This window comes from Streptomyces sp. H39-S7 (assembly GCF_027158205.1).
Taxonomy (GTDB): domain Bacteria; phylum Actinomycetota; class Actinomycetes; order Streptomycetales; family Streptomycetaceae; genus Actinacidiphila.
In genome coordinates this window covers 1-25,806 of the sequence record NZ_JAPVLU010000068.1, presented here as the reverse complement: position 1 = coordinate 25,806, position 25,806 = coordinate 1, and the positions used below count along the sequence as shown (strand labels likewise).

25 protein-coding genes, 2 pseudogenes and 1 riboswitch are annotated in these 25,806 nt (G+C 68.0%); of the genes and pseudogenes, 12 read left to right on the top strand and 15 right to left on the bottom strand.

Annotated features, from left to right (window positions below; genetic code table 11):
- Positions 1-565, bottom strand: a pseudogene (locus O3X23_RS39015) (hypothetical protein); the annotation flags it as partial.
- 211 nt (positions 566-776) lie between these two features.
- On the opposite strand from O3X23_RS39015, the gene O3X23_RS39010 reads away from it, so the two are divergent.
- The 6 genes from O3X23_RS39010 to O3X23_RS38985 all read left to right on the top strand — a co-directional run bounded on the left by O3X23_RS39010 (position 777) and on the right by O3X23_RS38985 (position 7,504).
- Positions 777-2,825 carry an MDR family MFS transporter gene (locus tag O3X23_RS39010; RefSeq protein ID WP_269278456.1) on the top strand — a complete coding sequence of 683 codons (2,049 nt, stop codon included), beginning with the start codon at positions 777-779 and terminating at the stop codon, positions 2,823-2,825.
- Between the two features lie 227 nt (positions 2,826-3,052).
- A complete protein-coding gene (locus O3X23_RS39005) occupies positions 3,053-3,709 on the top strand; it encodes a hypothetical protein (RefSeq protein WP_269278453.1) in 657 nt (218 codons plus the stop codon).
- A 100-nt stretch (positions 3,710-3,809) separates the two neighbouring features.
- Positions 3,810-4,586, top strand: a complete 777-nt coding sequence (locus O3X23_RS39000) for a hypothetical protein (protein WP_269278450.1) — start codon at positions 3,810-3,812, stop codon at positions 4,584-4,586.
- 158 nt (positions 4,587-4,744) lie between these two features.
- Positions 4,745-5,986 (top strand): helix-turn-helix domain-containing protein, encoded by a 1,242-nt coding sequence (locus O3X23_RS38995; RefSeq protein ID WP_269278447.1) that lies wholly within the window; start codon positions 4,745-4,747, stop codon positions 5,984-5,986.
- Between the two features lie 190 nt (positions 5,987-6,176).
- Complete coding sequence (locus tag O3X23_RS38990; RefSeq protein ID WP_269278444.1) at positions 6,177-6,320, top strand: hypothetical protein; 144 nt, start codon at positions 6,177-6,179, stop codon at positions 6,318-6,320.
- Entirely contained in the window at positions 6,317-7,504 is a 1,188-nt protein-coding gene (locus tag O3X23_RS38985) for a methyltransferase domain-containing protein (protein WP_269278441.1), read from the top strand. Before O3X23_RS38990 ends, O3X23_RS38985 begins: the two co-directional genes overlap by 4 nt.
- A gap of 70 nt (positions 7,505-7,574) precedes the next feature.
- On the opposite strand, the gene O3X23_RS38980 is transcribed toward O3X23_RS38985, so the two are convergent.
- Together O3X23_RS38980 and O3X23_RS38975 are read right to left on the bottom strand one after the other, a co-directional pair.
- The gene (locus O3X23_RS38980) at positions 7,575-7,943 is read right to left on the bottom strand and encodes an antibiotic biosynthesis monooxygenase family protein (RefSeq protein ID WP_269278438.1); all 369 of its coding nucleotides are present in this window, start codon (positions 7,941-7,943) and stop codon (positions 7,575-7,577) included.
- A gap of 45 nt (positions 7,944-7,988) precedes the next feature.
- Positions 7,989-9,224, bottom strand: a complete 1,236-nt coding sequence (locus O3X23_RS38975; protein WP_269278435.1) for a cytochrome P450 — start codon at positions 9,222-9,224, stop codon at positions 7,989-7,991.
- Between the two features lie 228 nt (positions 9,225-9,452).
- On the opposite strand from O3X23_RS38975, the gene O3X23_RS38970 reads away from it, so the two are divergent.
- Positions 9,453-10,622: a steroid 3-ketoacyl-CoA thiolase gene (locus O3X23_RS38970; protein WP_269278431.1), complete on the top strand. Its 1,170-nt coding sequence runs from the start codon at positions 9,453-9,455 to the stop codon at positions 10,620-10,622.
- A 45-nt stretch (positions 10,623-10,667) separates the two neighbouring features.
- Here O3X23_RS38970 and O3X23_RS38965 read toward each other — a convergent pair whose 3' ends face one another.
- The 6 genes from O3X23_RS38965 to O3X23_RS38940 all read right to left on the bottom strand — a co-directional run bounded on the left by O3X23_RS38965 (position 10,668) and on the right by O3X23_RS38940 (position 17,487).
- Complete coding sequence (locus O3X23_RS38965) at positions 10,668-11,501, bottom strand: ECF transporter S component (RefSeq protein ID WP_269278428.1); 834 nt, start codon at positions 11,499-11,501, stop codon at positions 10,668-10,670.
- Positions 11,498-13,117: an ABC transporter ATP-binding protein gene (locus O3X23_RS38960; RefSeq protein WP_269278425.1), complete on the bottom strand. Its 1,620-nt coding sequence runs from the start codon at positions 13,115-13,117 to the stop codon at positions 11,498-11,500. Before O3X23_RS38960 ends, O3X23_RS38965 begins: the two co-directional genes overlap by 4 nt.
- On the bottom strand, positions 13,114-14,274 hold the full coding sequence (locus O3X23_RS38955) for a CbiQ family ECF transporter T component (protein ID WP_269278422.1): 1,161 nt from the start codon (positions 14,272-14,274) through the stop codon (positions 13,114-13,116). The genes O3X23_RS38960 and O3X23_RS38955 overlap by 4 nt, the downstream gene beginning before the upstream one ends.
- Entirely contained in the window at positions 14,271-14,957 is a 687-nt protein-coding gene (locus O3X23_RS38950; protein WP_269278419.1) for an SCO2322 family protein, read from the bottom strand. The genes O3X23_RS38955 and O3X23_RS38950 overlap by 4 nt, the downstream gene beginning before the upstream one ends.
- Positions 14,957-16,174, bottom strand: a complete 1,218-nt coding sequence (locus O3X23_RS38945) for a prenyltransferase/squalene oxidase repeat-containing protein (protein WP_269278416.1) — start codon at positions 16,172-16,174, stop codon at positions 14,957-14,959. The genes O3X23_RS38950 and O3X23_RS38945 overlap by 1 nt, the downstream gene beginning before the upstream one ends.
- A 105-nt stretch (positions 16,175-16,279) precedes the next feature.
- A riboswitch (cobalamin riboswitch) is annotated at positions 16,280-16,427 on the bottom strand.
- 43 nt (positions 16,428-16,470) lie between these two features.
- On the bottom strand, positions 16,471-17,487 hold the full coding sequence (locus O3X23_RS38940; protein WP_269278414.1) for an MBL fold metallo-hydrolase: 1,017 nt from the start codon (positions 17,485-17,487) through the stop codon (positions 16,471-16,473).
- A gap of 539 nt (positions 17,488-18,026) precedes the next feature.
- On the opposite strand from O3X23_RS38940, the gene O3X23_RS38935 reads away from it, so the two are divergent.
- Together O3X23_RS38935 and O3X23_RS38930 are read left to right on the top strand one after the other, a co-directional pair.
- The gene (locus O3X23_RS38935) at positions 18,027-19,010 is read left to right on the top strand and encodes a DUF6414 family protein (RefSeq protein ID WP_269278411.1); all 984 of its coding nucleotides are present in this window, start codon (positions 18,027-18,029) and stop codon (positions 19,008-19,010) included.
- 33 nt (positions 19,011-19,043) lie between these two features.
- Positions 19,044-20,339 carry a PIN domain-containing protein gene (locus O3X23_RS38930; RefSeq protein ID WP_269278408.1) on the top strand — a complete coding sequence of 432 codons (1,296 nt, stop codon included), beginning with the start codon at positions 19,044-19,046 and terminating at the stop codon, positions 20,337-20,339.
- On the opposite strand, the pseudogene O3X23_RS38925 reads toward O3X23_RS38930, so the two are convergent.
- The 6 genes and pseudogenes from O3X23_RS38925 to O3X23_RS38900 all read right to left on the bottom strand — a co-directional run.
- Positions 20,240-20,703, bottom strand: a pseudogene (locus tag O3X23_RS38925) (UTRA domain-containing protein); the annotation flags it as partial. The gene O3X23_RS38930 and the pseudogene O3X23_RS38925 overlap by 100 nt on opposite strands.
- 182 nt (positions 20,704-20,885) lie before the next feature.
- Positions 20,886-21,134, bottom strand: coding sequence for a GntR family transcriptional regulator (locus tag O3X23_RS38920; RefSeq protein ID WP_269278405.1), 249 nt, complete (start codon positions 21,132-21,134; stop codon positions 20,886-20,888).
- Positions 21,135-21,553: 419 nt separating this feature from the next.
- Complete coding sequence (locus O3X23_RS38915; RefSeq protein ID WP_269278401.1) at positions 21,554-21,961, bottom strand: TIR domain-containing protein; 408 nt, start codon at positions 21,959-21,961, stop codon at positions 21,554-21,556.
- 8 nt (positions 21,962-21,969) lie between these two features.
- Complete coding sequence (locus tag O3X23_RS38910; protein ID WP_269278398.1) at positions 21,970-22,410, bottom strand: hypothetical protein; 441 nt, start codon at positions 22,408-22,410, stop codon at positions 21,970-21,972.
- Between the two features lie 140 nt (positions 22,411-22,550).
- A complete protein-coding gene (locus O3X23_RS38905) occupies positions 22,551-23,102 on the bottom strand; it encodes a GNAT family N-acetyltransferase (RefSeq protein WP_269278395.1) in 552 nt (183 codons plus the stop codon).
- A complete protein-coding gene (locus tag O3X23_RS38900; protein WP_269278392.1) occupies positions 23,099-23,863 on the bottom strand; it encodes a GntR family transcriptional regulator in 765 nt (254 codons plus the stop codon). The genes O3X23_RS38905 and O3X23_RS38900 overlap by 4 nt, the downstream gene beginning before the upstream one ends.
- A gap of 409 nt (positions 23,864-24,272) precedes the next feature.
- Here O3X23_RS38900 and O3X23_RS38895 point away from each other — a divergent pair, with 409 nt between their 5' ends.
- The 3 genes from O3X23_RS38895 to O3X23_RS38885 are packed head-to-tail and all read left to right on the top strand — an operon-like array spanning position 24,273 to position 25,671.
- Positions 24,273-24,542: a DUF6284 family protein gene (locus tag O3X23_RS38895; RefSeq protein ID WP_269278390.1), complete on the top strand. Its 270-nt coding sequence runs from the start codon at positions 24,273-24,275 to the stop codon at positions 24,540-24,542.
- Positions 24,539-24,817, top strand: coding sequence for a DUF6303 family protein (locus tag O3X23_RS38890; RefSeq protein ID WP_269278388.1), 279 nt, complete (start codon positions 24,539-24,541; stop codon positions 24,815-24,817). Before O3X23_RS38895 ends, O3X23_RS38890 begins: the two co-directional genes overlap by 4 nt.
- On the top strand, positions 24,814-25,671 hold the full coding sequence (locus O3X23_RS38885) for a protein spdB (protein ID WP_269278386.1): 858 nt from the start codon (positions 24,814-24,816) through the stop codon (positions 25,669-25,671). Before O3X23_RS38890 ends, O3X23_RS38885 begins: the two co-directional genes overlap by 4 nt.
- The last annotated feature ends 135 nt before the right edge of the window (positions 25,672-25,806 follow it).

Below are 25,806 nucleotides of genomic sequence, written 5' to 3'. Positions count from 1 at the left end.
CGCGGGCGCTGCGCGGTGCCGCGGCGGCCGTGGCGTCGCTGGTGGGCAGGACGACGTCCGGGACGCTGCTGCTGTTGTCCGGCAGGGCCCGCTCCGGCCGTTCCGGCCCGCTCAGCAGCTGGTTGGCGACAGCGACCGCACCGGCGGCCATCGCCGTCGCGGCCACGGTGGCGGCCGCCACGACCAGCCCCCGTCCGCGGCGGCGGGGGCGGCGGCGCCGGCCGCCGCGGTGCTGGCCGGGTTCCTCGACGTCGTCCCAGTCGGAGCCGCCGGTGCGGGCCGGCAGCAGCCCGGCGTCGTGGAGGTCCACCAGGGGACGGCCGGAGCCGTCGTCCGCCGGGAGCCAGGCGTCGTCCACCGCGTACTCGACGCCGTCGGCCGGGAACATGCCCAGGTCGGTGTCGGCCGGGCGGGACGCGGCCGGCCCGATCAGCGGCTTGACGGTCGACTCGGCGCCCTCGGTGCCCGGCTCCGCCACGTACGGCCGAACGCGCAGCGGGTGGAAGCCTTCCGTCGCCGCGAGTGCGATCTGCCGTTCGGCCGATCGGGCCGCGGCCGTGGCCACACCCGGTTCCCGTCCCACTTCCCCCTCCGGCTCCACCGGGCTCCCCTCCCACGAACGGTCCTCGAATACCTCAAGACGCAGTGATTATGCCGCCGCCGGCATGCCGTGCCCAGGTGTGTCCAGCACTACCGGCCGCCCATAGAGCGCGAAACCGGTGCGAACAGTGTGAATATTGATTCGCGATCAAGCGGCGCGACGCGAGGAGCACGGCATGGCGCAGGACACCACGGCCCCGACCGGACCGCCGGCCGCCCTTTCGAGCCAGGACCGGCGATCGGTGCGCCTCGCCATCAGCGCGCTCGCGCTCGGCATGCTGCTGGCCGCACTGGACCAGACGATCGTGTCCACGGCCCTGCCGACCATCGTCAGCGACCTCGGCGGTATCGAGCACCTGTCCTGGGTCGTCACCGCGTACCTGCTCGCCTCGACGGCGGCCACCCCGCTGTGGGGCAAGCTCGGCGACATGTACGGCCGGAAGAAGCTCTTCCAGACCGTCATCGTGATCTTTCTGATCGGTTCCGCGCTGTGCGGTATCGCGCAGAACATGCCGCAGCTGATCGCCTTCCGCGCGTTGCAGGGGCTGGGCGGCGGCGGTCTGATGGTGCTGTCGATGGCGATCGTCGGCGACATCGTGCCGCCCCGCGACCGCGGTCGCTACCAGGGCGTGTTCGGTGCGGTGTTCGGCGCGAGCAGCGTCCTGGGCCCGCTGCTGGGCGGGGTGTTCACCGAGCAGCTCTCCTGGCGCTGGGTGTTCTACATCAACCTCCCCATCGGCATCATCGCGCTGGCGGTCATCGCGGCCGTGCTGCACATCCCGGTACGCCGCACCACCCACCGCATCGACTACCTGGGCATGGCGCTGGTCGCGGCGGCGGCGACCAGCCTGGTGCTGGTGACCTCGCTCGGCGGCACGACCTGGCCCTGGAGCTCACCGAAGATCATCGGGCTGGCGGTGCTCGGCCTGGTCCTGGTGGCGGTGTTCATCGTCGTCGAACGCCGGGCGGTGGAACCGGTGCTGCCGCTGCGGCTGTTCCGGATCCGCACCTTCTGGCTCGTCTCGGTGATCTCCTTCGTCATCGGGTTCGCGATGTTCGGCGCGATGACGTACCTGCCGACGTTCCTCCAGGTCGTCCACGGTCTCTCGCCGACGATGTCCGGCGTGCACATGATCCCGATGGTCATCGGCCTGCTGGTGTCCTCCACCGGCTCCGGACAGATCGTCAGCCGCACCGGCCACTACAAGGTCTTCCCGATCCTCGGCACCGGTGTCACCGTCATCGGCCTCCTGCTGCTGCACCAGCTCGACGAGTTCACCAGCACCTGGGTGATGAGCCTGTACTTCCTGGTCTTCGGCCTCGGCCTCGGCCTGGTCATGCAGGTGCTGATCCTGGCCGTGCAGAACGCCGTCGGCTACGAGGACCTGGGCGCCGCCACCTCGGGCGCGACGTTCTTCCGCTCCATCGGCGCCTCGTTCGGCGTCTCGATCTTCGGCACGGTCTTCTCCAACCAGCTCGAAGGAAAGATCACCACGGCCATCGCGGGCAAGCCGCTGCCGCCCGGGGTCGACCCCGCGGTGATCTCCTCCGACCCGAGCGCCGTGCAGTCACTGCCGCCGTCGATCCTGCAGCCGGTGCTGCACGCGTACTCGGCCTCGATCACCACCGTGTTCCTGTGGGCGGTGCCGGTCACCCTGATCGCGTTCCTGCTGGCCTGGTTCCTCAAGGAGGAGCCGCTGCGCGGTTCCGTCACGGTGCCCGACGCCAGCGAGACCCTGGGCACCAACCCGGTGGAACGCTCCTCGCTCGAGGAGATCGCCCGCGGGCTGTCGGTGCTCGGCAGCCGCGAGGCCCGCCGCGACCTGTACGTGCGGATCACGAAACTGGCCGGCCTCGACATCCATCCCGCCTCCAGCTGGCTGCTGTTGCGGATGGCCAAGGGCGGGGAGACCGACCCGGTCGAGCCGGCCCGGCGCACCACCGTGCCCGCCGACATCATCGAGGAGGCGGCCGTCGAGGTCGAGACCCGCGGGCTGGCCGTCCGGGACGGCAACCCGCTGGTGCTCACCGAGAGCGGCCGGGCGATGGCCGTCCAGCTCGGCGTGGCCCGGCGGACCGTCCTGGGCGAGCTGCTCGGCGACTGGGACCCCGAGCGGCACGCGGAGCTCGCGGCGCTGCTCACCAAGCTCAGCAGCGAGCTGTGCGGCGGCGACACCGATCGCCTGCGGCAGGAGCGCCCGGCGACGGGCAGCACCCGCGGCTGAAGCCCGCGCTGCCCCGTGCGTCCCGCCTGACACTCCGACAGCACCTGCCCCACGCGCGCGCACCACCGCCCGGTCCGGGCTCGCCCCGCCGGACTCCGGCCAACGCCCGTCCAGCACTCGCCGGACGGGTGTTCGACGTTTGGGCGTCGACTTTCGGGCAACCCGATCGATGAGCCGGCAACGCACCACACTCTGTCCGTCGACCCGTAGAAACGGGAGGCATTCCCATGTCCACTGGCGTCATTATCGCCATCGTCGTGGTCGTCATCGTTCTGGCCGCCGCTCTCACGACCGTGATGCTTCGGCCGGGTGGGCTGGGCGGCAGGAACCTGCATCGCCGCTTCGGGCCCGAGTACGACCGGGCCCTGCGCCGTCATGACGGCGACTCGAAGGCCGCCGAGAAGGAACTGTCCGAGCGGCTGGACCGGCACAAGGACATCACCCTCCGTCCGCTGTCGGCTGAGGCGCGTGAGGAGTACGCGGCCCGCTGGGCCGGCGTGCAGGAGCACTTCATCGATTCGCCCGCGAAGGCGCTCGGCGAGGCCGACGCGCTGATCGAGAACCTGTCGCGTGACCGTGGCTTCCCGGACGCGAAGTCGGGCGAGCACTTCGACGCGCTGTCCGTGCACCACGCCCGCAACCTCCAGGGCTACCGCGATGCCCACGAGATCGCCGGGCGGTCGGGTGACGACGGCACCTCCACCGAGGAGATGCGGGAGGCGCTCGTCCGTGCCCGCGTGCTGTTCGAGGAGCTCATGGGAGCCGACGGGAAGCACGTCGCCTCGCGGCGTGACGCGGACACCGACCGCGCCGAGGAGCCGAACGCGGACGCGGAGCATGGCAGTGGATCGCGCTCCGGCGTGCTCGGTCGTCGGGAGAACTGACCGACCGCCGCAGATACCAACCGCAGGACCCGGGCCGACAGGCCCGGGCCGTGAGCCGTCAGTCATGAGCCATCACCGAAGTGTCAGGAGCGCAGAGACGATGACCGAGAACCAGAACCCGACTCGCCAGGACGAGACCCGCACGGGAACCGCGGCCGACCGCACCGCAGGCCGGATTCCCGGCCTGAACGCGGACGACGCGTCCCGCACCCCGCGCGCGGACGACCCGCGCAAGGACGAGACCGCCGCGGCCCGCACGGGCGAGGCAGCCCGTACGACCGAAGCCGGCCGCACGGGCGAGGCCACCCGCGCGAGCGGAACCGCGCACATAGCCGACCCCACGCGCACGGGTGACGCGACGCGCGCCACCGACACGACGCGTACCGGTGACGCGACCCGCACCAGCGACGCGACCCGCACCGGCGAGGCCGCGCGTACCGGTGACGCGACGCGTACCGCCGACACGAGCCGTACCGGTGACGCGACGCGTACCGCCGACACGAGCCGTACCGGTGACGCCGCCCGCGCCACCGACGCGACCCGCACCACCGAGGCCGCGCGTACCGGCGAGGGCACCGGAGCCCGCACCGCCGAGACCCATGGCGCCCGCCACGGCGGGACCGCGGGTGCGAAGGACGGGCTGGAGGAGCGGCTGCAGCACGCGATGGGCTCGTTCGTGGACGAGCCGCGCAAGTCCGTCGAGGAGGCCGACGCCGTTCTCGAACAGGCCGCGAAGCAGCTCACCGAGAAGCTCGAGGAGCGCCGCCGGACCCTCCGGTCGACCTGGCAGAACGACGACACCAAGGCCGACACGGAGGAGCTGCGCGTGGCGCTGACGCACTACCGCGATCTGACGCAGCAGCTCCTCAGCATCTGAAGCAGCCGAGCGGGCAGCCGGGCGCACAGCTGCGGGAGCAGCTGGGACGCGCGGGCCCGTTGGCGCAGGCCGCACCCCTGGAGCCCCTCCGGATCACCCCGGAGGGGCTCTTCGCCTTCGGCCGAGCGGCGTACGCTGGCCGTGAAGGGTGGTGACGTATGTCGGACGAACTCGCGGACAACCTACGGCGATACCGGCGTGCGAAAGGGCTTAGCCAAGAGCAACTAGCACATCGCGCCGGTCTCTCCGTCGGGCCGGTTCGCAAGATCGAACAGGGCGACGACGGGGTGCGCATGGAGACCCTTCACGCCATCGCCCGCACCTTAGAGATCAAGACCTCTGAACTGATGGCGGCCGGCCCGCCCGAGCCGGTCAAGCACGACGATCCCAACAGCCTGAACCTGCGCGAGCTGCGAATCGCACTCACACCGGCCATCGGCCTCGGCTCCGCGGTCACCCCGGTCGGCGCGGAGCCTGACCTTCGTCGCCTCCAGCGAATGACTCGCGACAACGCCGTCCTGTACTTCGGAGACAGCTACCGGAGTATCGCCGCTGATCTTCCGGCACTAGTCCGCGGAGCCAACGACGCCGTGGCGTACTACGACTCCGGCGAGGAGCGAGCGCACGCCCTGGTGGCCCGCTCGCAGGCCCTCCAGCTTGCCGGCCGGTACCTGACGCAGATTCGCCAGTACGACCTTGCTCACGGGGTCGTGCGCGAGGCCATCGCCGACGCCAAGGCTGCCGGGGACCAGCTCGTCGCCGCATCCGGTGTGGGCGGAATGTGCTGGATGCTGATGCGGACCGAGCGCTTCGACGAGGCCGAGGATGTAGCCGTTGCGACCATGGACTTGGTCGAGCCGAAGATCAAGGGCGCCACGTCGGACGAATACGCGACGTGGGGCGGCCTGGCGATGGAGGCGGCCGCAGCGGCGGCGAGGAACAATCGCCCCAACGAGGCCAAGGCGCTCCGCCGTGCCGCAGGCACCGCAGCCAAGGCCGTCGGGGTGACGCATAAGAACCTCCTGCGCCATTGGTCGATGTTCGGACCCGTAACGGCGTCCATGAAAGAACTGGAAGACCTCATGGTCGCCGGGGATGCCCGGGCTGTGGTCCGCAAGTCCAACGACGAAGAAAACTTGCAGGAGAAGAGCTGGAAGCGGCTTGGCGGCCCGAGCACCAACGACGGCAACCGATACCACCTCGATCTGGCACGCGCCCAGGTCCGCACAGGTGACGCGACGGCCGCCATGGAACAGCTCGCGCGGCTGGACGGAATCGCACCTGAGTGGTTCCGCCACCAGGCATCCGCCGCCGTCACCTTCGAAGAGATCACCAAGAAGCGTCGCACCCTCACGACAGAGATGCGTGAAGTCGGCGCCCACCTTGGTGTATTCGCCTAACTGCATTGCCGCGATGCACTTCTGACGAACCGTCTTCCCAAGTGCATCGACGTGCGCCTGGTCGACGCCCATCACGCCCCGTAACTTCTTGATCACGGCGCGAAGCCGGGCAGGCCGGAACCGCAATCAGCGAACTGGCCAAGGGCCTGGAGCAGTTGCGCCGTGGTGAAAGCTAACGAAGGAGCGACGCATGACGAGTCTGTGGGCCACCGCCCCCACCTTGGGCGGGGACGATGACAAGGACAAGCACCCGGGTACCCCCTGGACCCCGCCGAAGGAGCCGCCCAGCCCCGACGGGGGCACCCCGCCCGGTGACGGGAACCGCCGCAGGTGACGCTGAACTCTGCGCAGGTGGAGCGCCCCGGCCGTAAGGAGCTGGGGCGCGTCCTCCTGGAGACGCACTCGATGACGTCCGACTGGGCTCCGACCTTCGCGGCCGTGGACCGGGCCGCATTCCTGCCCGATCTCATGTGGCCGTTCGACATGGACGCAGGGACAAGCGTCCCCGTGGATCGAACGGCCGACCCCGACACCTGGTATGCCACGGCGGACAGCAACGTTCCCATCGTGACCCAGTGGGACGATGGCAAGCACACGGGCAGCACCGTGCCCGGAGACGTGTCCACCAGCTCCTCGTCCATGCCGTCGGTCGTGTACGCGATGCTTCAGGACCTGGACGTGGACGCGGGCATGAACGTGCTCGACGTGGGCACCGGCACGGGCGAGACGGCCGGCGCTCTGACGCACCGTCTTCGGGGTGAGAACGTCACCACGATCGAGGTGGACCGCGCCGTATCCGAACGCGCCCGTGAGCGGCTGTGCGCGGCCGGCCTGTACCCGGTGGTCGTCAGGGGCGATGGGTTCGCCGGCTGCGCGGAGCAGGGCCCGTACGACCGCATCCTGGCTACCGTCGGGCTCCGGGAGATCCCTGGCGCATGGATCGAGCAGACCCGTCCGGGAGGACTCGTCGTCGCCCCGTGGGGGACGCACTTCTCCCACGCGGATGCCGTGGTCCGTCTGGTGGTGAAGGACGGCAGGGCGATGGGGAACCTCACACGCCCCGTGGAATTCATGAAGCTCCGAGCTCAGCGGTTGTCCCGCCCTGACCACGACGACTACCTCGCCACGGGCTCGATGAATGACGCCGGCACGTCCCGTACGACGATCACTGAAGCCGAGTTCGTCACCGGTCGGTACACCGCCGCCCGGTTCGCCCTCGGCCTTCGCGTACCCGACTGCTCGCAGGCTGTGGCCGACAAGCGTGAGGGCGCGCGACCCGTCTGGTTCTACGGGCTGAGCGACACATCGTGGGCGTGCGTCATGTTCCGGGACGCGGAGAAGGAGGCGCGCGTCTGGCAGTCGGGTCCGCGCCGGCTGTGGGACGAGACGGAAGCGGCATACCGGTGGTGGGTGGCGCAGGGCCGCCCTGGGCACACGCGGTTCGGGCTCACCGTCACGCAGGAGGGCGAGAGCACCTGGCTCGACGATCCCTCGCAGTTGGTACGGCCGGCAGACTGACGTTCGGCCGGTGGAACGAAGGACGCTCCCCAGCCGCCAAGACTGGGGAGCGCGGCTGGGAAAGGCGCGGTCAGCTCTTGGGGGCCGTCTGCTGGACGACCTCGAACGACCACAGGGCGGAGTCGGAAGCGGCCGGTTTGGGCCGCTCGGCTCCGCCCTCGCTCGTACCCGCGGCGCCGGCCGCACCGCCGCCCGCGCCCTGGGCGCCGTGCGCGCCCGGACCGCGCATCGACGTGGACATCCACTTCGTGAAGTCCTCCTCGCTGCGCCACCGCGTGTACACGAGGTACTGGTCGGTGCCGTCGACCGGGCGCAGCAGTTCGAACCACTCGAAGCCGTCGGAGTTCTCGACGGAGCCGGCGCGCGCGGCGAACCGCTTCTCCAGCGTCTCGCGCATCTCCGGCGACACGGTCAGGGCATTGATCTTGACGATGCTCATGACGTCATCCTGCCCTACCCGGCCCGCCGTCCGGCTCCGCTCCGTTCAGCCCTCGTAGCTGACCTGCATCTCCTTGACGCCGTTGATCCAGGCGGAGCGCAGCCGGCGCGGGTCGCCGACCAGTCTGATGTCGGGCATCGCGTCGGCGATGGCGTTGAACATGAGGTCGATCTCCATGATCGCCAGGTTCTTGCCCATGCAGTAGTGCGGGCCGCCGCCACCGAACCCCAGGTGCAGATTGGGGTCACGGGTGATGTCGAAGCGTTCGGGGTGGTCGAAGACCTCGGGGTCGTGGTTGGCGGAGGCGTAGAACATGCCGACGCGCTGGCCCTTCTTGATCTCCTGGCCGCCCAGCACGGTGTCCCGGGTGGCGGTGCGCTGGAAGGACGTGACGGGGGTCGCCCAGCGGACGATCTCCTCGGCGGCGGTGCTCGGCCGCGTCTCCTTGTAGAGCTCCCACTGCTCGGGGTGGGTGAGGAAGGCGTGCATGCCATGGGTGATGGCGTTGCGCGTCGTCTCGTTCCCGGCGACGGAGAGCACAAGGACGAAGAAGCCGAACTCGTCCGTGCTGAGGTTGCCCTCGTCCTCGGCGGCGACGAGCTGGCTGACGATGTCCTTGACCGGGCATTCCTTGCGGGCGGCGGCGAGGTTCATGGCGTACGAGATCAGCTCCATGGCCGACTCGGCGCCCACCTCCTCCGTGATGGCCAGCTCCGGGTCGTCGTAGGCGATCATCTTGTTGGACCAGTCGAAGAGCTTGCTGCGGTCGTCCTGCGGGATGCCGATCAGCTCGGCGATGGCCTGGAGCGGGAGTTCCGAGGCGACCTCGGTGACGAAGTTGCCCGTCCGCCGGCCGCGCGCCTCGGCGACGATGCGGTGGGCGCGGTCGCGCAGCGTCTGTTCCATCTGGCGTATGGCGCGCGGGGTGAAGCCGCGCTGGACGATCTGCCGGACGCGCGTCAGCTCGGGCGGATCCATGTTCAGCATGATCAGCCGCTGCATCTCGATCTGTTCGCGGGTGATGTGCTCGTTGAAGCGGATGACCGCGGTGTTGAGGAACGACGAGTAGACGTCGGGGTTGATCGAGACCTCTTTGACGTCGGCGTGCCGGGTGACGACCCAGTACCCGTCGTCCTCGAACCCGGCGGTGTTGTGGGGCTGTTCGTTCCACCACACGGGGGCGGTCTGCCGCAGTTGCGCGAACTCGGGGAGCGGTACCCGCTGCTCGTACACGTCCGGGTCTGTGAAGTCGAAGCCTTCGGGAAGCGCTGGGCAGGGCATCGGCCACTCCATGTCTGACGGTCCATCAGATATGACTTGAAGGTAGTAACCAGTTCTACAAGTCGCAAGGGGCATGACCGTGTGGATGTCGTGCGCGCCCATGGAGCCTTGTGCACGAGTCTTGCGCGCTGCGCTCCATGGGTAATAAGACTGCAGACAGAACTAGTACGCGTTCTAGTTCTGCCGGAGGCGCCGGGACGCCGACCGGTCGAGGAGAGGACGAGATTCATGGCCGCTGAACCCGTCATCGTCGAAGCTGTGCGCACGCCCATCGGCAAGCGCGGAGGCGCGCTCGCCAATCTGCACCCCGCCTACCTGCTGGGGGAGACGTACCGCGAACTGCTCGGCAGGACCGGGATCCAGCCGGACGCCGTCGAACAGGTCGTCGGCGGCACCGTCACCCACGCCGGCGAGCAGTCCATGAACCCCGCGCGCAACGCCTGGCTCGCGATGGGACTGCCGTACGAGACCGCCGCGACCACCGTGGACTGTCAGTGCGGTTCCTCGCAACAGGCCAACCACATGGTCGCCAACATGGTGGCCGCCGGAGTGATCGACATCGGCATCGGCTGCGGCGTGGAGGCGATGTCCCGAGTGCCGCTGGGCAGCGGTTCCAAACACGGCCCCGGCAAGCCGTTCCCCGACGAGTGGAACGTCGACCTGCCCAACCAGTTCGAGGCCGCCGAGCGGATCGCCCGGCGGCGCGGGCTGACCCGGGAGGACGTCGACCGGCTCGGCCTCCTCTCGCAGGAGCGGGCCGCCCGGGCGTGGGCGGAGGAGCGGTACAAGCGGGAGACCTTCGCGGTGCAGGTCCCCACCAACGAGGAGGAGCAGCAGGCCGGTCAGGGCATGTGGCGGCTGGTCGACCGGGACCAGGGCCTGCGGGACACCACCATGGAGGGCCTGGCCAAGCTGAAGCCGGTCATGCCGACCGCCGTGCACACCGCGGGCAACTCCTCACAGATCTCCGACGGGGCGGCGGCCGTCATGTGGGCGTCCAAGCGGATGGCGCGGGCGCTCAAGCTCCGCCCGCGCGCCCGGATCGTCTCCCAGGCGCTGGTCGGCTCCGACCCGCACTTCCACCTGGACGGGCCGGTCGACGCGACCCGGGCCGTCCTCGGCAAGGCCGGGATGACGCTGAAGGACATCGACGTCATCGAGATCAACGAGGCGTTCGCGTCCGTCGTGCTGTCCTGGGCGCAGGTCTTCGACCAGGACCTGGAGAAGGTCAACGTCAACGGGGGCGCGATCGCCCTCGGCCACCCGGTCGGCTCGACCGGCGCACGGCTGATCGTGACGGCGCTGCACGAGCTGGAGCGCACGGACAAGGAGTTCGCCCTCATCACGATGTGCGCCGGCGGCGCGCTGGCCACGGGGACGATCATCCAGCGGCTCTGATCCCCGCGGTGGCGCGACCCGATCCCGCCCCTTCCCGGGGCGGGGTCAGGGCTGAAAGCCGGCCGGCACGTCGAACGCCGCCCGGCGCGTCGCGCGGCGCAGCGCCTTCAGGATCGTGGCGCCGAGCGTGAGTGTGAGGATCGCCGTCAGGACCGCGCGCGGGAGGTCCCAGCCCAGTGACGTGGTCAGGCAGTAGACGGCGAAGCGGCCGAGGTTCTCGTCCACGGGAGCGCCCGGCACGTAGGAGACGCTCGCCGACATCCCGCCGATCGTCGCCCAGCCCTGCAAGTTCATGATCGTGCCGTAGAGCACGGACGCGACCGCCCCGTACACCGCGAGCATCGCGAGCTCGCCGCGGCCGCGCAGGGTGTGCGGGCCCGGAAGCAGTCCCGCGCCCATCGCGACCCAGCCCATCGAAAGCATCTGGAACGGCATCCACGGGCCGACGCCACCGGTGAGCAGCGCGGACGCGAACATCGACACGGCGCCCAGCACGAAACCGAACCCGGGGCCCAGCACCCGGCCCGACAGCACCATCAGGAAGAACATCGGCTCGATGCCGGCCGTGCCCGCGCCCAGGGGGCGCAGCGCCGCCCCGACGGCGGCCAGCACCCCGAGCATCGCGATCGACTTGGCGTCCATCCCGCCGTCCGCGATCGTCGCGATCACCACGGCGATCAGCATCGGCAGCAGCGCGGCGAAGAGCCAGGGGGCGTCCCTGCTGTGCGCGAGCCCGGTGCCGGGATCGGCGAGCAGCGGCCAGCCGAACAGCGCGACGCCGATCGCGGAGATCAGCGCCAGCGCGACGACGGACCGCGGACCGAGCCGGATGGGACGCACCTGGCGGTCGGGGCGCGGTGCCGGCCCGGGAAGCGTCATGACGACTCCTCCAGGGCCGACGCGACCTGCGGAACCGTCAGCCAGGGCAGCGGCGCGAGGATCTTCGAGACCTGCGGGGCGAAGGCGGGGGAGGAGACCACGACCTCGGCGGTCGGGCCGTCCGCGACCACCTCGCCGTCGGCCAGGATCACCACCCGGTGGGCGAGTTCCGCGGCCAGCTCGACGTCGTGCGTGGCCAGCACGATCGCGTGGCCCTCCGCCGCCAGGGCCCGCAGCCGCTCGACCAGCCGGCCCTTGGCGGCGTAGTCCAGGCCGCGGGTCGGCTCGTCGAGCAGCAGCAGCGGCGGCCGGGCGGCCAGCACGACGGACAGGGCCAGCGCCAGCCGCTGGCCCTCGGACAGATCACGGGGATGGGCCGCGTCATGGACGCCCGGCAGGAGCGCGGTGACCAGCGCGCGGCAGGTGCCGGGCGCGGCGTGCGCGTCCTGGTCGGCCGCCGCGCACTCACCGGCAACCGTGTCCGCGTAGAGCAGGTCCCGCGGCTCCTGCGGCACGAGGCCCACCTGCCGGATCAGCTCACCCGGCCTCGTCCTGGACGGTACGACGCCGTCGCCGACGGTCACCGTGCCGGAGGCGGCGGGGTGCAGGCCGACGAGGGTGGAGAGCAGGGTCGACTTGCCCGCGCCGTTGCGGCCCATCAGCGCGACCGTCTCGCCCGGTCGGACCGTCAGCGACACCTGGCGCAGCACCTCGGTCCTGCCCCGGCGGACGGAGAGCCGGTCGAGCACCGCGACCGGCGCGGCGGCGGCCGGAACCACCGGCGCGGCCGGGGGAGTACAGTCCGCCAGCCGCTCCCGCAGCGGTCCTGCCCTGCGGCGGGCGTCGCGTACGGACAGCGGCAGCGGCGACCAGCCCGCGAGGCGGCCCAGCGCCACCACCGGCGGGTGGACGGGGGAGAGGGCCATGACGTCGGCGGGCGCGCCCTGCACCGGGGCGGCGCCGGGGGCGGGCAGCAGGATCACCTGGTCCGCGTACTGCACGACGCGCTCCAGCCGGTGCTCCGCCATCAGCACCGTGGTCCCCAGGTCGTGCACCAGCCGCTGCAGCACCGCCAGCACCTCCTCGGCCGCGCCGGGGTCGAGGGCCGACGTCGGCTCGTCCAGCACCAGAACCTTGGGGTGGACGGTGAGCACCGAGCCGATGGCGACGCGCTGCTGCTGGCCGCCGGAGAGCGTGGCGATCGGCCGGTCGCGCAGCTCGGCCAGGCCCAGCAGGTCGAGCGTCTCCTCGACGCGGCGGCGCATGGTGGCGGGAGCCAGGCCCAGCGACTCCATGCCGTAGGCGAGCTCGTCCTCGACGGTGTCGGTGACGAAGTGCGAGAGCGGATCCTGGCCGACCGTGCCGACGACGTCGGCGAGTTCGCGCGGCTTGTGCGTACGGGTGTCGCGGCCGGCCACGGTGACCCGGCCGGACAGGACACCGCCGGTGAAGTGCGGTACCAGGCCGGAGACGGCACCCAGCAGAGTCGACTTGCCGACTCCGGACGGGCCGACGAGCAGGCACAGCTCACCCTCGGGGACGGTGAGGTCCACTCCGGCGACTGCGGGCTCGGCGGCGTTGTCGTACCTGACGGAGACCTGCTCGAAGCGGATCACGCGCGGTCCTCCTTCGGGTGCGGCGGGAAAAGGGGAGGGGGTGCGACGAAGGCCGGCAGCAGCCCGATCAGAATCGAGAGCGCGGGCCACAGGGGCAGCGTGGGAGCCGTGAGCGGGACCGCCGGCGGGGCCAGCGCCGCCGGATCGTACGAGGCGGCCCAGATCATCAGCGCCGCCACCGCGACACCGGAGCCCGACACCAGCCAGGCCCGCACCCCCCACCGGTCGGGCCGGTAGCGGCTGCGGATCGAGCGCCGGCCGCCGAGCCGCAGCCCAGCCAGTGCCGAGACCAGCCCGAGCAGCAGCACGGGGACGCCGTACCCGGCGCCCGACGCGGACAGCAGCGCGTACGTCCCGGCGCAGACGCCGAGCAGTCCGCCCAGCGTCAGCGCGGCCGTCGTCCGGCGTATCGCGGCCGGCACCTCGGCGGAGCGGCCGTAGCCGCGCGCGTCCATCGCGGCGGCCAGCGCCACCGACCGCTCCAGCGCCCCCTCCAGGACGGGCAGCCCGACCTGCAACAGGCTCCGTGCCCCGCGGTCGTCGCGGCCCCGCAGCCTGCGGGCGGCGCGCAGCCGCTGCACGTCGGTGACGAGGTTCGGGGCGAAGGTCATCGCCACGACGACCGCGACCCCCGCCTCGTACAGCGCGCCCGGCAGCGACTTGAGCAGCCGGGCCGGGTTGGCGAGCGCGTTCGCCGCGCCCACGCAGACCAGCAGGGTGGCCAGCTTCAGACCGTCGTAGAGCGCGAACAGCAGACCCTCCGCGGTCACCCTCCCACCGAGCCTGACCCCCCGCGCCCAGTCGGGCAGCGGGACCTCGGGCAGCGTGAAGAGGGTGTGGGTCCCCGGGATCGGCGAGCCCAGCAGGACGGCGAAGGCCAGCCGGATCGCCAGCACCACCAGACCCAGCTTCAGGAACGCCCCGTAGGACTTCGCCCAGGGCGCGTCCGTGCGGCGGGCGGCCACCACATAGCCCGCGACCGCGACCAGCTGCAGGAGCAGCAGCGGATTGGTGGTCCTGGACGCCGCCGTCGCCAGCCCCAGCGCCCACAGCCACCACGCGCCGGCGTGCAGCGCGGTGGAGCGGGTGGCGATGGCGGCCCCGCGACCGGCGGCGCCCCGGCGTGCCCCGGTGCTCCGGCGTATCCCGGTCCTCATCCGCGCCGGCGGCGGGCCTGCCAGAGGGCCGCCCCGCCGAGGGCGAGGACGGCGGCGATGCCCGCGAACACACCGACCGACGGGCCCCCGCCGTCACCGTCGCCGCCGGAGTCGCCCGACGCCTGCGGCGCGGGCGTCTTCGACGCGTCGGTGGCCCGGGTGGTGCCGGCGACCGGCTCCCCGCAGCCCGTCCTCGGGTAGCCCGCGACGGCGCACACCATGCCGGCGGAGTTGTAGCGCAGCGGCTTGGCGACGGCGGCGAGCGCGTCGGCGCCCGTCGCGTCACCCGGGACCTGGGCGCAGGCGGTACGGGGCGCGGGCGGTGCGGCGCCGCCCCCGGCGTCGGCGGCGGTGCCGAAGTCCAGGACGAGCGCGACGCGCTTGGTGCCGCCCTTGGGCGGGGTGCCCGCGCAGATCGCGCCGAACGTCGTGGCGCCGGGGACGTCACGCGGCTTCGACGCGTCCTGGGCCTCGGCGCTGGCCGCGAAGCGCCAGCCCTCGACGGTCCCGTCGGCGGGCCGGTCCAGCGCGGGACCGGTCTGCGCGTACGTCCAGGCGTCGCCGGAGCGCTGCCAGAACGACCAGTAGCGGTAGGAGGCGGCGTGGGCGGGCAGCGCGCAGACCGCGAGCAGCGCTCCGAGCGCCACCAGCACGGTGGCCGCCCGCAGCGGGAGACGCGCCATCAGCCCTGCTTCTTCCGGCGGCCGCTGACCAGGAAGCCGACGCCGATGCTGGCGACGAAGAAGACGCCGACGATCCACCAGGTGGCCATCGAGCCGGACTTGTCGTCCTTCTTCTCGGTCTTGTCGGGCGCGGACGGGCTCGCGGTCGCCGCGGCGGCCGGCTTCGGGCCGAGGTTGGTGAGCTGCTGGACGAGGTTCGCGCCGCCGGCGTTCTTCGGGTCGTTGCCCGTCGCGTGCGCGGCGAGGACCAGCTGCGACAGGGCGGCGGGGTTCCCCTTCGACCAGGTCGCGGAGTTCTTGGCGAGCCAGTCGTACGACGTCTTCGCGGTGTCGAGCTGCTGGTTCGCGGCCAGCGCGACCACGGCGTCGGCGGTGGTGCCGTAGTCCGCGGTCGGCTTGTCCGCGCCCGGGGTGACGGCGGTCAGGTGGCTGCCGCCCGCGGTGAGCTGGGCCGTCAGGTACGCGGCGCCGGCCGAGGCCGCACCGGCCGCGTCGAGCGCCTTGAACGCGTCGGGCGACGCGCAGTCCGGGGCCTTCGCGGCCACGTTCGCGGTCGGCGGGGTGACGACGAAGCCCGCGCCGGCCGCGCCGCGCACCGCGTCGGCGGTGGCCTTGGCGCTCACGGAGAGCTTGCCGTTCATCGGGTAGCCGAAGGCGCCGCGGTCGGCGGCCTTGGCTTCGCAGCCGAACTGGAACGCCTTGAGGCTGTCCTGCGACGCCTTCACGTCCTGCTTGACGGCAACCAGCGCGCCGATCACGACACCGGTGGAGTCCGGGTCGGAGGCGCCGCCCGGGTTGTACGACCAGCCGCCGTCCTTGTTGCGCACCGACGTCAGCCAGTCGGTGGCCTTCTTGACGACAGTGTCTTTGGTGGCCTTATCGCCCAGCGCGGTGAGCGCCTGCACGGCGATGCCCGTCGCGTTGGTGTCCTCCGTCTTGGCGTCGCACGCCTTCGCGGTGTCGGCCCGGTACGAGGGGAAACCGCCGTCCGCGCACTGCTGGCCGGTCAGCCAGGCGGCGGCGCTGTCGGCCGGCGTCACCCCGGCGGTGTGCAGCGCCAGCAGCGCGTAGGACTGCCGCCAGACCCCGTCGTACGTCGGGTCCCCGGTGCCGTAGAGCCCGGGAGGCAGTGGGGTGTCGGCGGAGGCCGCGGGCACCGCGGCCATACCGAGCACGGTGGCGGCGGCGAGCGCGGCTGCGCTGCGACGGAGGTTCATGAGGGGTTGATGCCTTTCGCTGAGCGGTTGCGTGGCCGGGTGCAACCGCTGCGGGACCGCGCTCTGCGCGGGGCACCGGGGGCTCCGGCTCCGTTACCTCGACGGGAGCCGCTCCCGTCCGTCGCGGGTACTCCGACTCGCCGCCCCTGCCCTGCGGGACGGCTCACGGTTGCGGGTCAGTGCCGGATTCGCGCCGGCTTCCCCCGCTCGGACGTGGATGGAATTGTCCCGAACATCGTATGCCCTGCGGGTACCGCTCCCGGTCCCGGCCCGCGCGCGTCCGGCCGCCCGTTCCGTCAGACGGCCCGGTAGGTGACCGGATCGGAGCCGGGTACGGCCTCCGCGCGGCCGGCCTTCACCAGTCGCCGCAGATGCGCCTCGGCCTCCGAGACGGCGATGTTGCGCGAACCGAACGGGATCTGCTCCCAGGGGCGGTTCCACTCCATCACCTCGGCGAGCTGCCAGGGCGTGCGCGGTGCGTCGGTGATCAGCGCCCGCAGCCCGCTCAGCCGCTCCTCATGGTGGTCGAGCAGCTCCCGCACCCGGCCGGCCGCGTCCGTGAACGCGTACTGGTGCGCGGGCAGCACCTCGTCGGGATCGAGCCGGCCGATGCGCTCCAGGGAGGCGAGGTAGTCGCCGAGCGGATCGGTCTCGACCGCGTCGTCGGGGTCCTCGTACAGCCCGATGTGCGGGGAGATCCCCGGCAGCAGGTGGTCGCCGGAGAACAGCCGCCGGCTCTCCTCCAGGAACAGGCAGACGTGGCCGGGGGTGTGACCCGGCGTCCAGATGGCGCGCAGCCGCCGGCCGGCGAGGTCCACCAGCTCGCCGGGGACGATGTCGCGATCGGGGAGCGCGGGCCGCAGCCCCGGCAGGGTGCTCATCCGGCCCGACTCGCGGGCGGCGCGCAGCGGGGCGATGTGCTCCTCGGGGGCGCCTGCGGCGACCAGCTTGGCCGTCATGTAGGTCACCCAGCGGGCCGGCGCGGCGGACCGGGTGCGGCGCACCACGGCCGCGTCGGCCTCGTGCATCGCGATCCACGCGCCGGAGGCCTCGCGGACCTGCGCGGAAAGCCCGTGGTGGTCGGGGTGGTGGTGGGTGATGAGAACGCCGTGCACCTCGCCGACGGAGGTGCCCGCCTCGACGAGGCCCGCCTCCAGGGCGGCGTACGAGTCCGGGTCGTCCCAGCCGGTGTCGATCAGCACGGGACCGCGGTCGGTGTCCAGGAGGTGGACGAGCGTGTGGCCGAGGGGATTGTCGGGGATCGGGACCGGGATGCTCCAGACCCCTCCGCCGTGGTCGGTCACGCGCACCATCTGGTCCCCTCTCGCCGACGAAGTCATTGCCCACTATAACTAGAACTGATTCTACGTCAGATCGAGCAGGGGGAACCTTCGCGGCGGCCGCTCTGACCAGCGGGGGAGCGGTCGTTGACTGTCGTTGCCGGTCGTCGTGGGCCGTGGCCGGACGGCCCAGGGACGGCCCGGCCATCAGTCAGCAGGGGCGTCAGCCCCACCGGGAGTGGGGCTGACTTATGCGTGATCTGGTGGCAGCAGGCACCAGCGTTGGCCATCGGCGATGAGGGCACTCGCATGTCATCCCTCCCGAAGCTAAACGCTCCATGGCCGCCCGGATGACTCTCGCGATCTGCAACCACTTCAGAGTCAAGGCGATTGTTGACCGCGCCGCACAAGATCATCTCGCTCCCGTGGAGCTTCCCATTCGGGATGTAGATATATCGATCCCTTTCGTACTAGGTTCGATTCCAAGGATCCATTCTCGCCCTAGAAGACGACGAATCATCAGCTCGCGCGTAGAGTGGAGGTAACTACGTCTGCCGGACAGGAAAATTTTGATGCAAGATTTTCTCTACGTTGATACTGACAAAGTACGCTCAATGCTTGGGCAGATCGAGGGCGGAATAACAGAATCGGAACACGCAACAGACAAGAACTCCAAGAGAAGAAACAGCGCTGGAGACTTGCCGCACTCTGAGTATCAGGAGTGGGGAAATGAGCGCTACGTACACAAGTCATTTGGCGATTCGATTTTTCCACGCTTGGAGTCGATGCTCACATCGGAAGGAATGATTAAGGATATAAGCTCCGAACTGACCAAATCAGAATATTGGACATCCGCAAATCTAAGGAAAGAGAATCCTCCCGGCTCAATAATACGACTTTCTGCTCTTGCCTCAATTTTCGACGCGCGCTACGTCGCCTCCTCCTTTGCTGGGCTCTCGGCAGCAGCGCTGGGGATCAAGGGTCTTAATGAAACACCTACCGCTCCAATTCCGCCCTCCGTCAAGAAGAAGCTGCCCAAGACGACAACACCAAAATACATTCCAATGGGAGGAAGCAACCTAGAAGATGATATTCCTGATTTCAACCTAGGAGGTGAAACAGAAGGAGGAGATAGCGGAATCAGTGGACAGCAGCTCCGTTCAGTCATCCGACTTGCACGGGGACTTTTCACGCCTGGCCTGCATCTGAACCTCTTCCCGGTAGAGGGTGAAGACTTTACGGTAGGCGCTCGTCTTCAGGAAGGAAGACAATACCTAGATAGCGACCCCGATGTCCTCTTCGCTCGCTATGGGACCGGACAGCAAAAATGGACCATTGTAGGAAGTATCGGGCATTATGCAGAGCCGCAAGTAGATTTTTCCTTCGAGAAATTTGTTGACAATGATGACAATCTCATCCGAGGAAGGACCGCAAAGAGTATTAACTCCTTCATGGGATACATGGGCTCTCTTGGATTTCTAGACCTGCCTCAGTACCCCGGTTTTTCAGTCGTCCCTCTAGCTGTCTATAGGGAAATCCCGAGACCGAAGCTGTAAGAAAACCTAGGACTGCCGCCGAAAGAGAGATCTATGATGCGCGAGCAATTTATCGAGTATTACACTCCAGCGGATATTGAATACAAGAAATTTCTAACAGACGGAATTCTCGTGCTGGATGCAAACGTGCTTCTGTCGCCATATAAAGTGGACGCGACCACCCGAAATCAATTCTTCTCCATGCTTGAAAATCTTCGGGATAGGATCTGGGTCCCCTATCATGCAGCGTGGGAGTTCTTCCAAAATAGACCGAGCGTTCTATCAGGCGAAGATAAGGTTTACCAGAATCTTGAAAAGCCGCTACAAGATGCGCGGGACAAGGTGAGGGACCACTTGGCAACCTTGGTCGGTCACCCTGTAGTTACAGAGACAGAAGGTGTTCGCCTGATCCGCCACTTGGAAGACGCACTATCGCTTGTCGCGAAGATGAGCTCCGGTCGAGATGAAAAGCTTGAGGATGCACTTCGCTCAGACAGCATCCTTGCCAAATGGGAGAAAATTCTTGAGGGAAGAATCGGATCTAAGCCGAGCGAGGACGATTCTAAGAAATACGAAGATAGTGCAAAAGAGCGTTACGATAAAGGAGTTCCGCCGGGGAATTTGGACGCCAAGAAGCTTACAAATAAATACGGCGATGCGATTATCTGGATGCAAATCCTAGATTACGCCAAGTCGAACCCAGCTCCGGTTCTGCTGCTCACCAATGACGTAAAAGAGGATTGGTACAGGCGGCAAAGCGGGCGGACCATCGGGCCAAGAGTGGAACTCGTTCGAGAAATGAAGAATGTGGCCGGAGTTGAATACTATCAACAACGGCTCTCGGCATTTCTGAGCAGGGCTTCCGAGATCCTACAGCAGCCGATTTCGAACGAAGCGATCGAACAAGTCTCGCGGACGTCTGGACTGGAGTTCTCAAGCGAGCTGGAGCGGGCAGTGGCCCAGACACTAAGTAGCATTGTGCCAATGAGAGAAATTTACAGAGCCATTAACCCCTCTGCCGAGCCGCCAATGCCTAATCTGCGATTCAATACGTCAGCGGGAAGTGCAGGAATCGAGGTAGTTAATCATTCAAAGCCTCTCTCGTCCCTCGACATTTCATACCTTGCGGAAATGGTTCAAGAGAGCGGCATTAAGGGACTTCTTGTTGTATCTTCCAGCGGCTTCACCAGAGTCGCCCAGCAGGAAATCGACACAATGGCCAATCGATCTAATTACCATATCGAAGCAATTCATTGGAAGGAGTCGATGCCAGAAGAATTTCTCCGCGATGCCATTTTTCGCCTTCTCGAAAAACCCATTTCGAAGAGTGTAAAAAATATATGGAAATGACGCAATGCCTCACCTGGTGGTGCGACGCGAGATGCAGCGTGACCACCAATCGCGAACTCAACTACTGTGCCGTTTGCCGTGAACGTGGTCCGGTGCAGTTCGACCACCGGTTCCCCGGTCGGCAACTCGAGAAGTTTCGCCTCCTCGGGCGTAACGACTCGGGCGAACAGCTCTTCCCGCATGTGGTCGATCTCGTAGCCAGCGTCGTACGGCACGCGGAAGCCTGCGCCGCGGCCGGCGGGGCCGAGGGATGGATCGACGATCCGAGTCCCTTCCACACGCTCGGGTCGGTAATAGCTGGCGAGCGTGTGCGTCGGTTGCTCGCCTTCCTCGACGAGTCGTGCGAGGCATAAATCGACGCGCCAGAACTGATCCTACGTCAGATCGAGCTGGCGCAACCTTCGCGACGGTCGCTCTGACCAGGGGGCGTTGACTGTTGTTGCCGGTCGTCGTGGGCCCCCGCCGGACGGCCCGGGGCGGCCCAACCTCGGGAGCGTTCCGGGGGGAGTCGCCTATGGCGCACTCGGCAATGACCCCGGCCGGGGTCTAGCGCGGGCTGTCCGGGCGATCGATGACGTAGATGCCCATGCCGTTTACGGTCTCGACCAATCCCTCGTCCTTAAGCACCTGCACGGCCTTGCGGAGCGTGTCTCTGGCAACGCCGAACTCTTCCTCAAGTTCAACAAGGCTCGGGATGCGGCGGCCCGGGGAGATGCTGCCGTCCTCGATCCGCCCTCGGAGGGCCGCCGCGATCTGGCGGTACGGAGGAACGGGCCCTTCCCGGTCAATGCTCATGATCACAACGTAGGTAGGTGCCCCAGTCCCGCGATAGCTACCCCAGGGGGTAGCAGGGGGTAGTACGGTGCCAATGGAGTGACATCACCAGCCCAGCGGCGGCAACAACGGCCCTGGGGTGGGCCACCAGCCCGAGGAGCTGATGAAGTGGACGAGTGCAGCGGCCAGGACGCCGAACGAGTGGCGAGCGGCATCTTGATTCGGTTCCAGACGACGTGCGCGTGGTGTCGAATCGAGCCGGAGAATCTGACGATCGTTGCTATCGCCGAATCCGGCAGTGGACCGAGTCACGCCGTGCTCGCGTGTCAGCCATGCATCAGACTGCTCCGCATCATCCCGCTCACAGAGCATCCATCTGGAAGCACAGGAGGCAAAATTCTTTATAAACCCCGGTCGTTGGACCGCGAGCGTTGACAGACTCAGGGGTAAGTGGGCAGCGCGCCGTCAAACTTCCCCGCCGGTGCACCCACGTCGCCTATGTATCCTCTCGTCTCCTCCCTCGGGGGCCAAGGCCATCCAGGGTTATTGGGGAGAACGAGATCCCAATTTGGGAGCAACGCCATGATGGGTACGTTGCGAGATATTGCTGTTTCAAATTCCCAGCGAGTCCACTTGGTCTGCAAGTAGTTTTCGGATGGGATGGCAATCAAAACGTTCGCCGCCTCGATGGCCGCGACCACCGACGCTACGCGGCCTGTCAAAGGGTCGTGAATTTCTAGATCGTCTATGTATACTGACCCAGTATTCCGTCTGCAAAGAAATTCCTTTATTTTTACAAGCCTCTCAGTTCCGTTGTCACGCCTTGCGTAGCTAACGAACTGGCGCACGTGCGATCCTATCCATCCAGCCAACCTAGAGCGTAGGCCGACGAAGCAACCAAAAACAACGTCCCGAGAATCATATAGTAAACCATGGAAGCGTTAAAGGCGGCCCGCCACGGAGAGACTTCCCCCGAATTGGGAACTATGGCAATCTCGCCAATGCAGCGATTGGCCCTGCGTTGCCATATTGGTATCATAGCGCCTCTGAGTTTCCGTTGATAGAAATAACTGAAACTGTCAGCCAGCCAGAAAGCTAAGATTACAAGTGTGCCGGAGGCAAATAGTGAGGCTCCCGGCTTTCGGTCTCCGAATGAGGCGACAAGGGTGCCTACGGGAACAAGCACAACTGCGCATAGCTTTTTTAGCTCAAGGCAAGCCTCCGACGCCTTGAGAGTTGCTGCATGCAGCTGTGCCAATTGTTCTTTGTCCAGTTCATCTGCTGTGGTCTCGCTCACGAATCACTCCCCAACGGATGGCATCCCCAGCCTTGCCCGACATGGCTTCCATGGGGCATCTCATCATGGGTGCCGGAAGGCTGTTGGCAGATTCGTAGATGCAGTTGGTACGCAGGTTCTCTGCAGCTCTGCGAACGCGGTCACGCCGCACCACTTCGGTCATCTAGTCCGTGCGCCGTCCTCACGGCTGGACGCTGAGCGAGCCAACCTGAGACGCGTGCACCCCCATTGACTGCGCTGCCCTCGGTGACCGTGCGGACGTGCCGGAAGCCTTGTCGGAGGTAGTAGTCCTGCAGCATCGGGTTCGAGGTCCAGGCGTCCAGCCGCAGCCACTGGGCGCCGGATCGGGCCGCTCTGTCTCCGGCCCAATCCAGGATGCGGCCACCAAGGTTCCTGCCGCTGGCCTCACGAAACACGGTGAGCTTGTGCACGTAGAGAGCAGGCTCTTGCAGCTCATCTTCGGTCCAGGCCCCGGGTTCCAGATCCTCTTGGTCCAGCGTCACCGTGGCGACCGTCCGCCCCTTCTCGCTGAAGAGGAAGACGTTGTCGGCCGCGATGCTGGCGAGCATCAGTTCCGGCGGGTACGGCTTGCTCCACTGGTCGATGCCGAGTGCCCGGAGCCATCCCGACGCCTCTTCGCGGAAGTGCAGCAGGACCTCCAGGTCAGCGGGAGTCGCGCGGGTGACGATCACGCTTTCGCGTTTCGGGCGGACAGGTCGCCGATCTCGTAGTTCATGCGGTTCAGGTCGCCCCGGAACGTCGTGACGGTGCAGCGGATCGGCTTCTCGGTGGAGTAGCCAGTGCGCGTCCACGTGAGCACTGGCACCCCGGCTCCCACCTCCAAGAGCCGTGCCTCCTCCGGCGTGGGCATCCTCGTGTCGATCTCATCGAAGTAGCCGACCTGCTCTACGCCCAGGCTGGCCAGGTAGCGGGTTGTCCCCTCGGCGATGTCTCCCGGCTCCGTCAGGCGCGTTCCCTCAGCGAGCCAGATCGGGTAGTACGTGGCCTGCGTCGACCATGGGACATCGTCAACGAAGCGGTGGCAGAAGCGCAGGACGGTAGTCGATGCTGTCTCGACCCGGAGTCGCTCGGCGATGGCAGGCGGCGCGGGCTGCATCTCGACGCGGAACGTCTGGCTTGGCCGGCGCCCTGCGTGCTTCACATCGGTGCTGTATGCGTCACCTTGCTGCGGGAAGTCGAGGTTCTCGAAGCGTGACGCGTTGAGTTCGAAGACCTCGTTCGACCGGACCTCGTAGCCAAGCCCCTGGCTCGACGTGATCAACCCCTCCGTGACGAGCACGTTCAGACCGGCTCGGACGGTGTTGCGGGAGGCGTCAAAGCGCGTGCTCAGGTCATTCTCCGACGGCAACCGCGTGCCGGGCGGATAGGTGAGGTCGTCGATCTCCCGACGCAGGGCTTCGGCCACCAGCCGGTACTTCGGTTGCTTGCTCATGCCTCCATCATGACGCACTTGCTGAACTTGTAGGTACATCATTGCTCGAATCCCTTGACGGCTGACGCTCCGTGGGTGCAGCATCACTGCAACAGCTTGTTCCTACAAGTTGAGCAAGTGGGTTGACTGGTGCAAGAACGCGCCCGTTCCCGCAAGCGAAGGAGCCCCGGACAGAGGGGGCTGAGGGTCCCGGATCCCTGGTCAACCGGAGGGCACAGACCGAAAGGTCACGTCTCTGCCTGCAACGGGAGCGCGCTCCCGAAGGAGACAAGTACGGCAGCCCTGATGGTCGTAGGCCGGGTTCGACTCCCGGTCAGGGCGCTCCACCCACACAAAACGGTGCGCGGCTCCGGTGCTCGAACACCGGAGCCGCTGTAGGGCCGTGCATTCGATGAGGAGATACCGACCCATGAGGTACATCGGCACTGTTCAGGCGGCTGTTACGGCCGCCGAGTTTGACCGTGAGCCCACGTTCGCGGAACTGGAAACGATCGAGCACGAGATGCCCGTCATCCGTGCGGAAGTCGAGATGCTGGACGCACAGATCCGGACGCTTGACCGCCCGGTCACCGAGCTGGACAACCGGCGCATCCGACGGGCTCGTAACAGGGTCCTGGCGGCCCGCCGGGATCTGATCAACCGCACCGCTGGCGCAGCGTTTCCGGGGGGTGCGGCATGACCGCACTGACCGCGCAGATGTCGAGTCCCAGCGGGGCGTGGCGCCTGTACATCGTGGATGGAACTCCGGACTGGCCGACGTTCCGTTGGGAGCGGTCCGGTCCGGTGCCCACGGTGGCGGAGCGCCGTGCGGTGCTGGCGGATCTCGGCTACGAGATGGTGCCCGGTGCTGACTGGTCCTGGATCGAGGACAGCCGCGATCCGGACGACGACAGTACCCCGGTCCTCCTGATCGCGGCCGTGGCGGTCCGATCCCGAGGGGCGGTGCCGGCATGAGGGCCAAGACCGTTCTGCCCGCTGTCGCGATGACGGCGGTGTCCATGGTCCTCACGCTGGCGGTGGTGGTGATGTGGCTGGGCACGGCGATGCCGTGGCCGGTCGCGCTGGTCGTGGGTCTCGGGATCGATGGGGGATGGCTGGCCACCCTCGCCTACGAACGCCGCCTCGCCGCGCAAGGTGATCACAGCCGTGTGATGACCGGGGTGGGCTGGTGCTTCGGCCTGATCGCCAGCGGCGTCCTGATCGTCCACGCCCTGACCGCCGACGCGTCTACCGGCGCGTGGTTGGCGGTGGCGTGGCTGCCGGTCGCGGCCAAGGCCTTGTGGCTGGTGCATGGGCTGTGGGAACGCACCGCGCTGACCCCGACGGCCGTCGGTGCGATCCGGGGCATTCAGCAAGATGCCCGGGATGAGGCGGCCGTGGCGCGGGCCCGGCTGCGGGCGCAGGCCGCGACCGAGGAGACCCGGCTTGCGGCCGTGACGCAGGCCGGTGCCCGCGTCGCACGCGTCCAGGCCAAGACTGCCAAGAGCTTGTCGCGGGCGTGGTCGACGCTGGAGGCGGCGCGGTCGGGTGAGGCCACCGGCGGGGCGTTGAGCAGCGTGACGACCCGCGTCACGCCCGGCGTCGCACCCCGGTGGGAGCTGCCGGTGTGGGGTCCGATGGACCCGGTTCCCGCGCTGGAGCCAGTTCCCGCGTTGCCTGATGGGGAGCTTGACGTGCTGGTCGATGAGATCCGGCACAGCCAGACTCCGGCCCTGTCCTACCGGGAGATGGCCACCCGCTTCCGGGCGGCCGGTCACTCCGCATCCGAGGTTCGCCTGCGGGCCGCATGGAAGCGCGTGGCCGCCTGATGGGGTCGCTGCCAACTGGAGTTCACGCGGGTTCCTTCGCGATGTGCCTGCCGATTGAGGTGCAAGTGGGGAGGTAGGAGCCCTCCTATCAGGCTTGATTGGTACGCGTGAGATGTTCGCAGTAACTGGCACATT

Coding starts and splice junctions, on each gene's coding strand:
- O3X23_RS39010 (WP_269278456.1), top strand. CDS start 777: ATGGCGCAGGACACCACGGCCCCGACCGGACCGCCGGCCGCCCTTTCG.
- O3X23_RS39005 (WP_269278453.1), top strand. CDS start 3,053: ATGTCCACTGGCGTCATTATCGCCATCGTCGTGGTCGTCATCGTTCTG.
- O3X23_RS39000 (WP_269278450.1), top strand. CDS start 3,810: ATGACCGAGAACCAGAACCCGACTCGCCAGGACGAGACCCGCACGGGA.
- O3X23_RS38995 (WP_269278447.1), top strand. CDS start 4,745: ATGTCGGACGAACTCGCGGACAACCTACGGCGATACCGGCGTGCGAAA.
- O3X23_RS38990 (WP_269278444.1), top strand. CDS start 6,177: ATGACGAGTCTGTGGGCCACCGCCCCCACCTTGGGCGGGGACGATGAC.
- O3X23_RS38980 (WP_269278438.1), bottom strand. CDS start 7,943: ATGAGCATCGTCAAGATCAATGCCCTGACCGTGTCGCCGGAGATGCGC.
- O3X23_RS38975 (WP_269278435.1), bottom strand. CDS start 9,224: ATGCCCTGCCCAGCGCTTCCCGAAGGCTTCGACTTCACAGACCCGGAC.
- O3X23_RS38970 (WP_269278431.1), top strand. CDS start 9,453: ATGGCCGCTGAACCCGTCATCGTCGAAGCTGTGCGCACGCCCATCGGC.
- O3X23_RS38965 (WP_269278428.1), bottom strand. CDS start 11,501: ATGACGCTTCCCGGGCCGGCACCGCGCCCCGACCGCCAGGTGCGTCCC.
- O3X23_RS38955 (WP_269278422.1), bottom strand. CDS start 14,274: ATGAGGACCGGGATACGCCGGAGCACCGGGGCACGCCGGGGCGCCGCC.
- O3X23_RS38950 (WP_269278419.1), bottom strand. CDS start 14,957: ATGGCGCGTCTCCCGCTGCGGGCGGCCACCGTGCTGGTGGCGCTCGGA.
- O3X23_RS38945 (WP_269278416.1), bottom strand. CDS start 16,174: ATGAACCTCCGTCGCAGCGCAGCCGCGCTCGCCGCCGCCACCGTGCTC.
- O3X23_RS38940 (WP_269278414.1), bottom strand. CDS start 17,487: ATGGTGCGCGTGACCGACCACGGCGGAGGGGTCTGGAGCATCCCGGTC.
- O3X23_RS38935 (WP_269278411.1), top strand. CDS start 18,027: ATGCAAGATTTTCTCTACGTTGATACTGACAAAGTACGCTCAATGCTT.
- O3X23_RS38930 (WP_269278408.1), top strand. CDS start 19,044: ATGATGCGCGAGCAATTTATCGAGTATTACACTCCAGCGGATATTGAA.
- O3X23_RS38920 (WP_269278405.1), bottom strand. CDS start 21,134: ATGAGCATTGACCGGGAAGGGCCCGTTCCTCCGTACCGCCAGATCGCG.
- O3X23_RS38900 (WP_269278392.1), bottom strand. CDS start 23,863: ATGAGCAAGCAACCGAAGTACCGGCTGGTGGCCGAAGCCCTGCGTCGG.
- O3X23_RS38895 (WP_269278390.1), top strand. CDS start 24,273: ATGAGGTACATCGGCACTGTTCAGGCGGCTGTTACGGCCGCCGAGTTT.
- O3X23_RS38890 (WP_269278388.1), top strand. CDS start 24,539: ATGACCGCACTGACCGCGCAGATGTCGAGTCCCAGCGGGGCGTGGCGC.
- O3X23_RS38885 (WP_269278386.1), top strand. CDS start 24,814: ATGAGGGCCAAGACCGTTCTGCCCGCTGTCGCGATGACGGCGGTGTCC.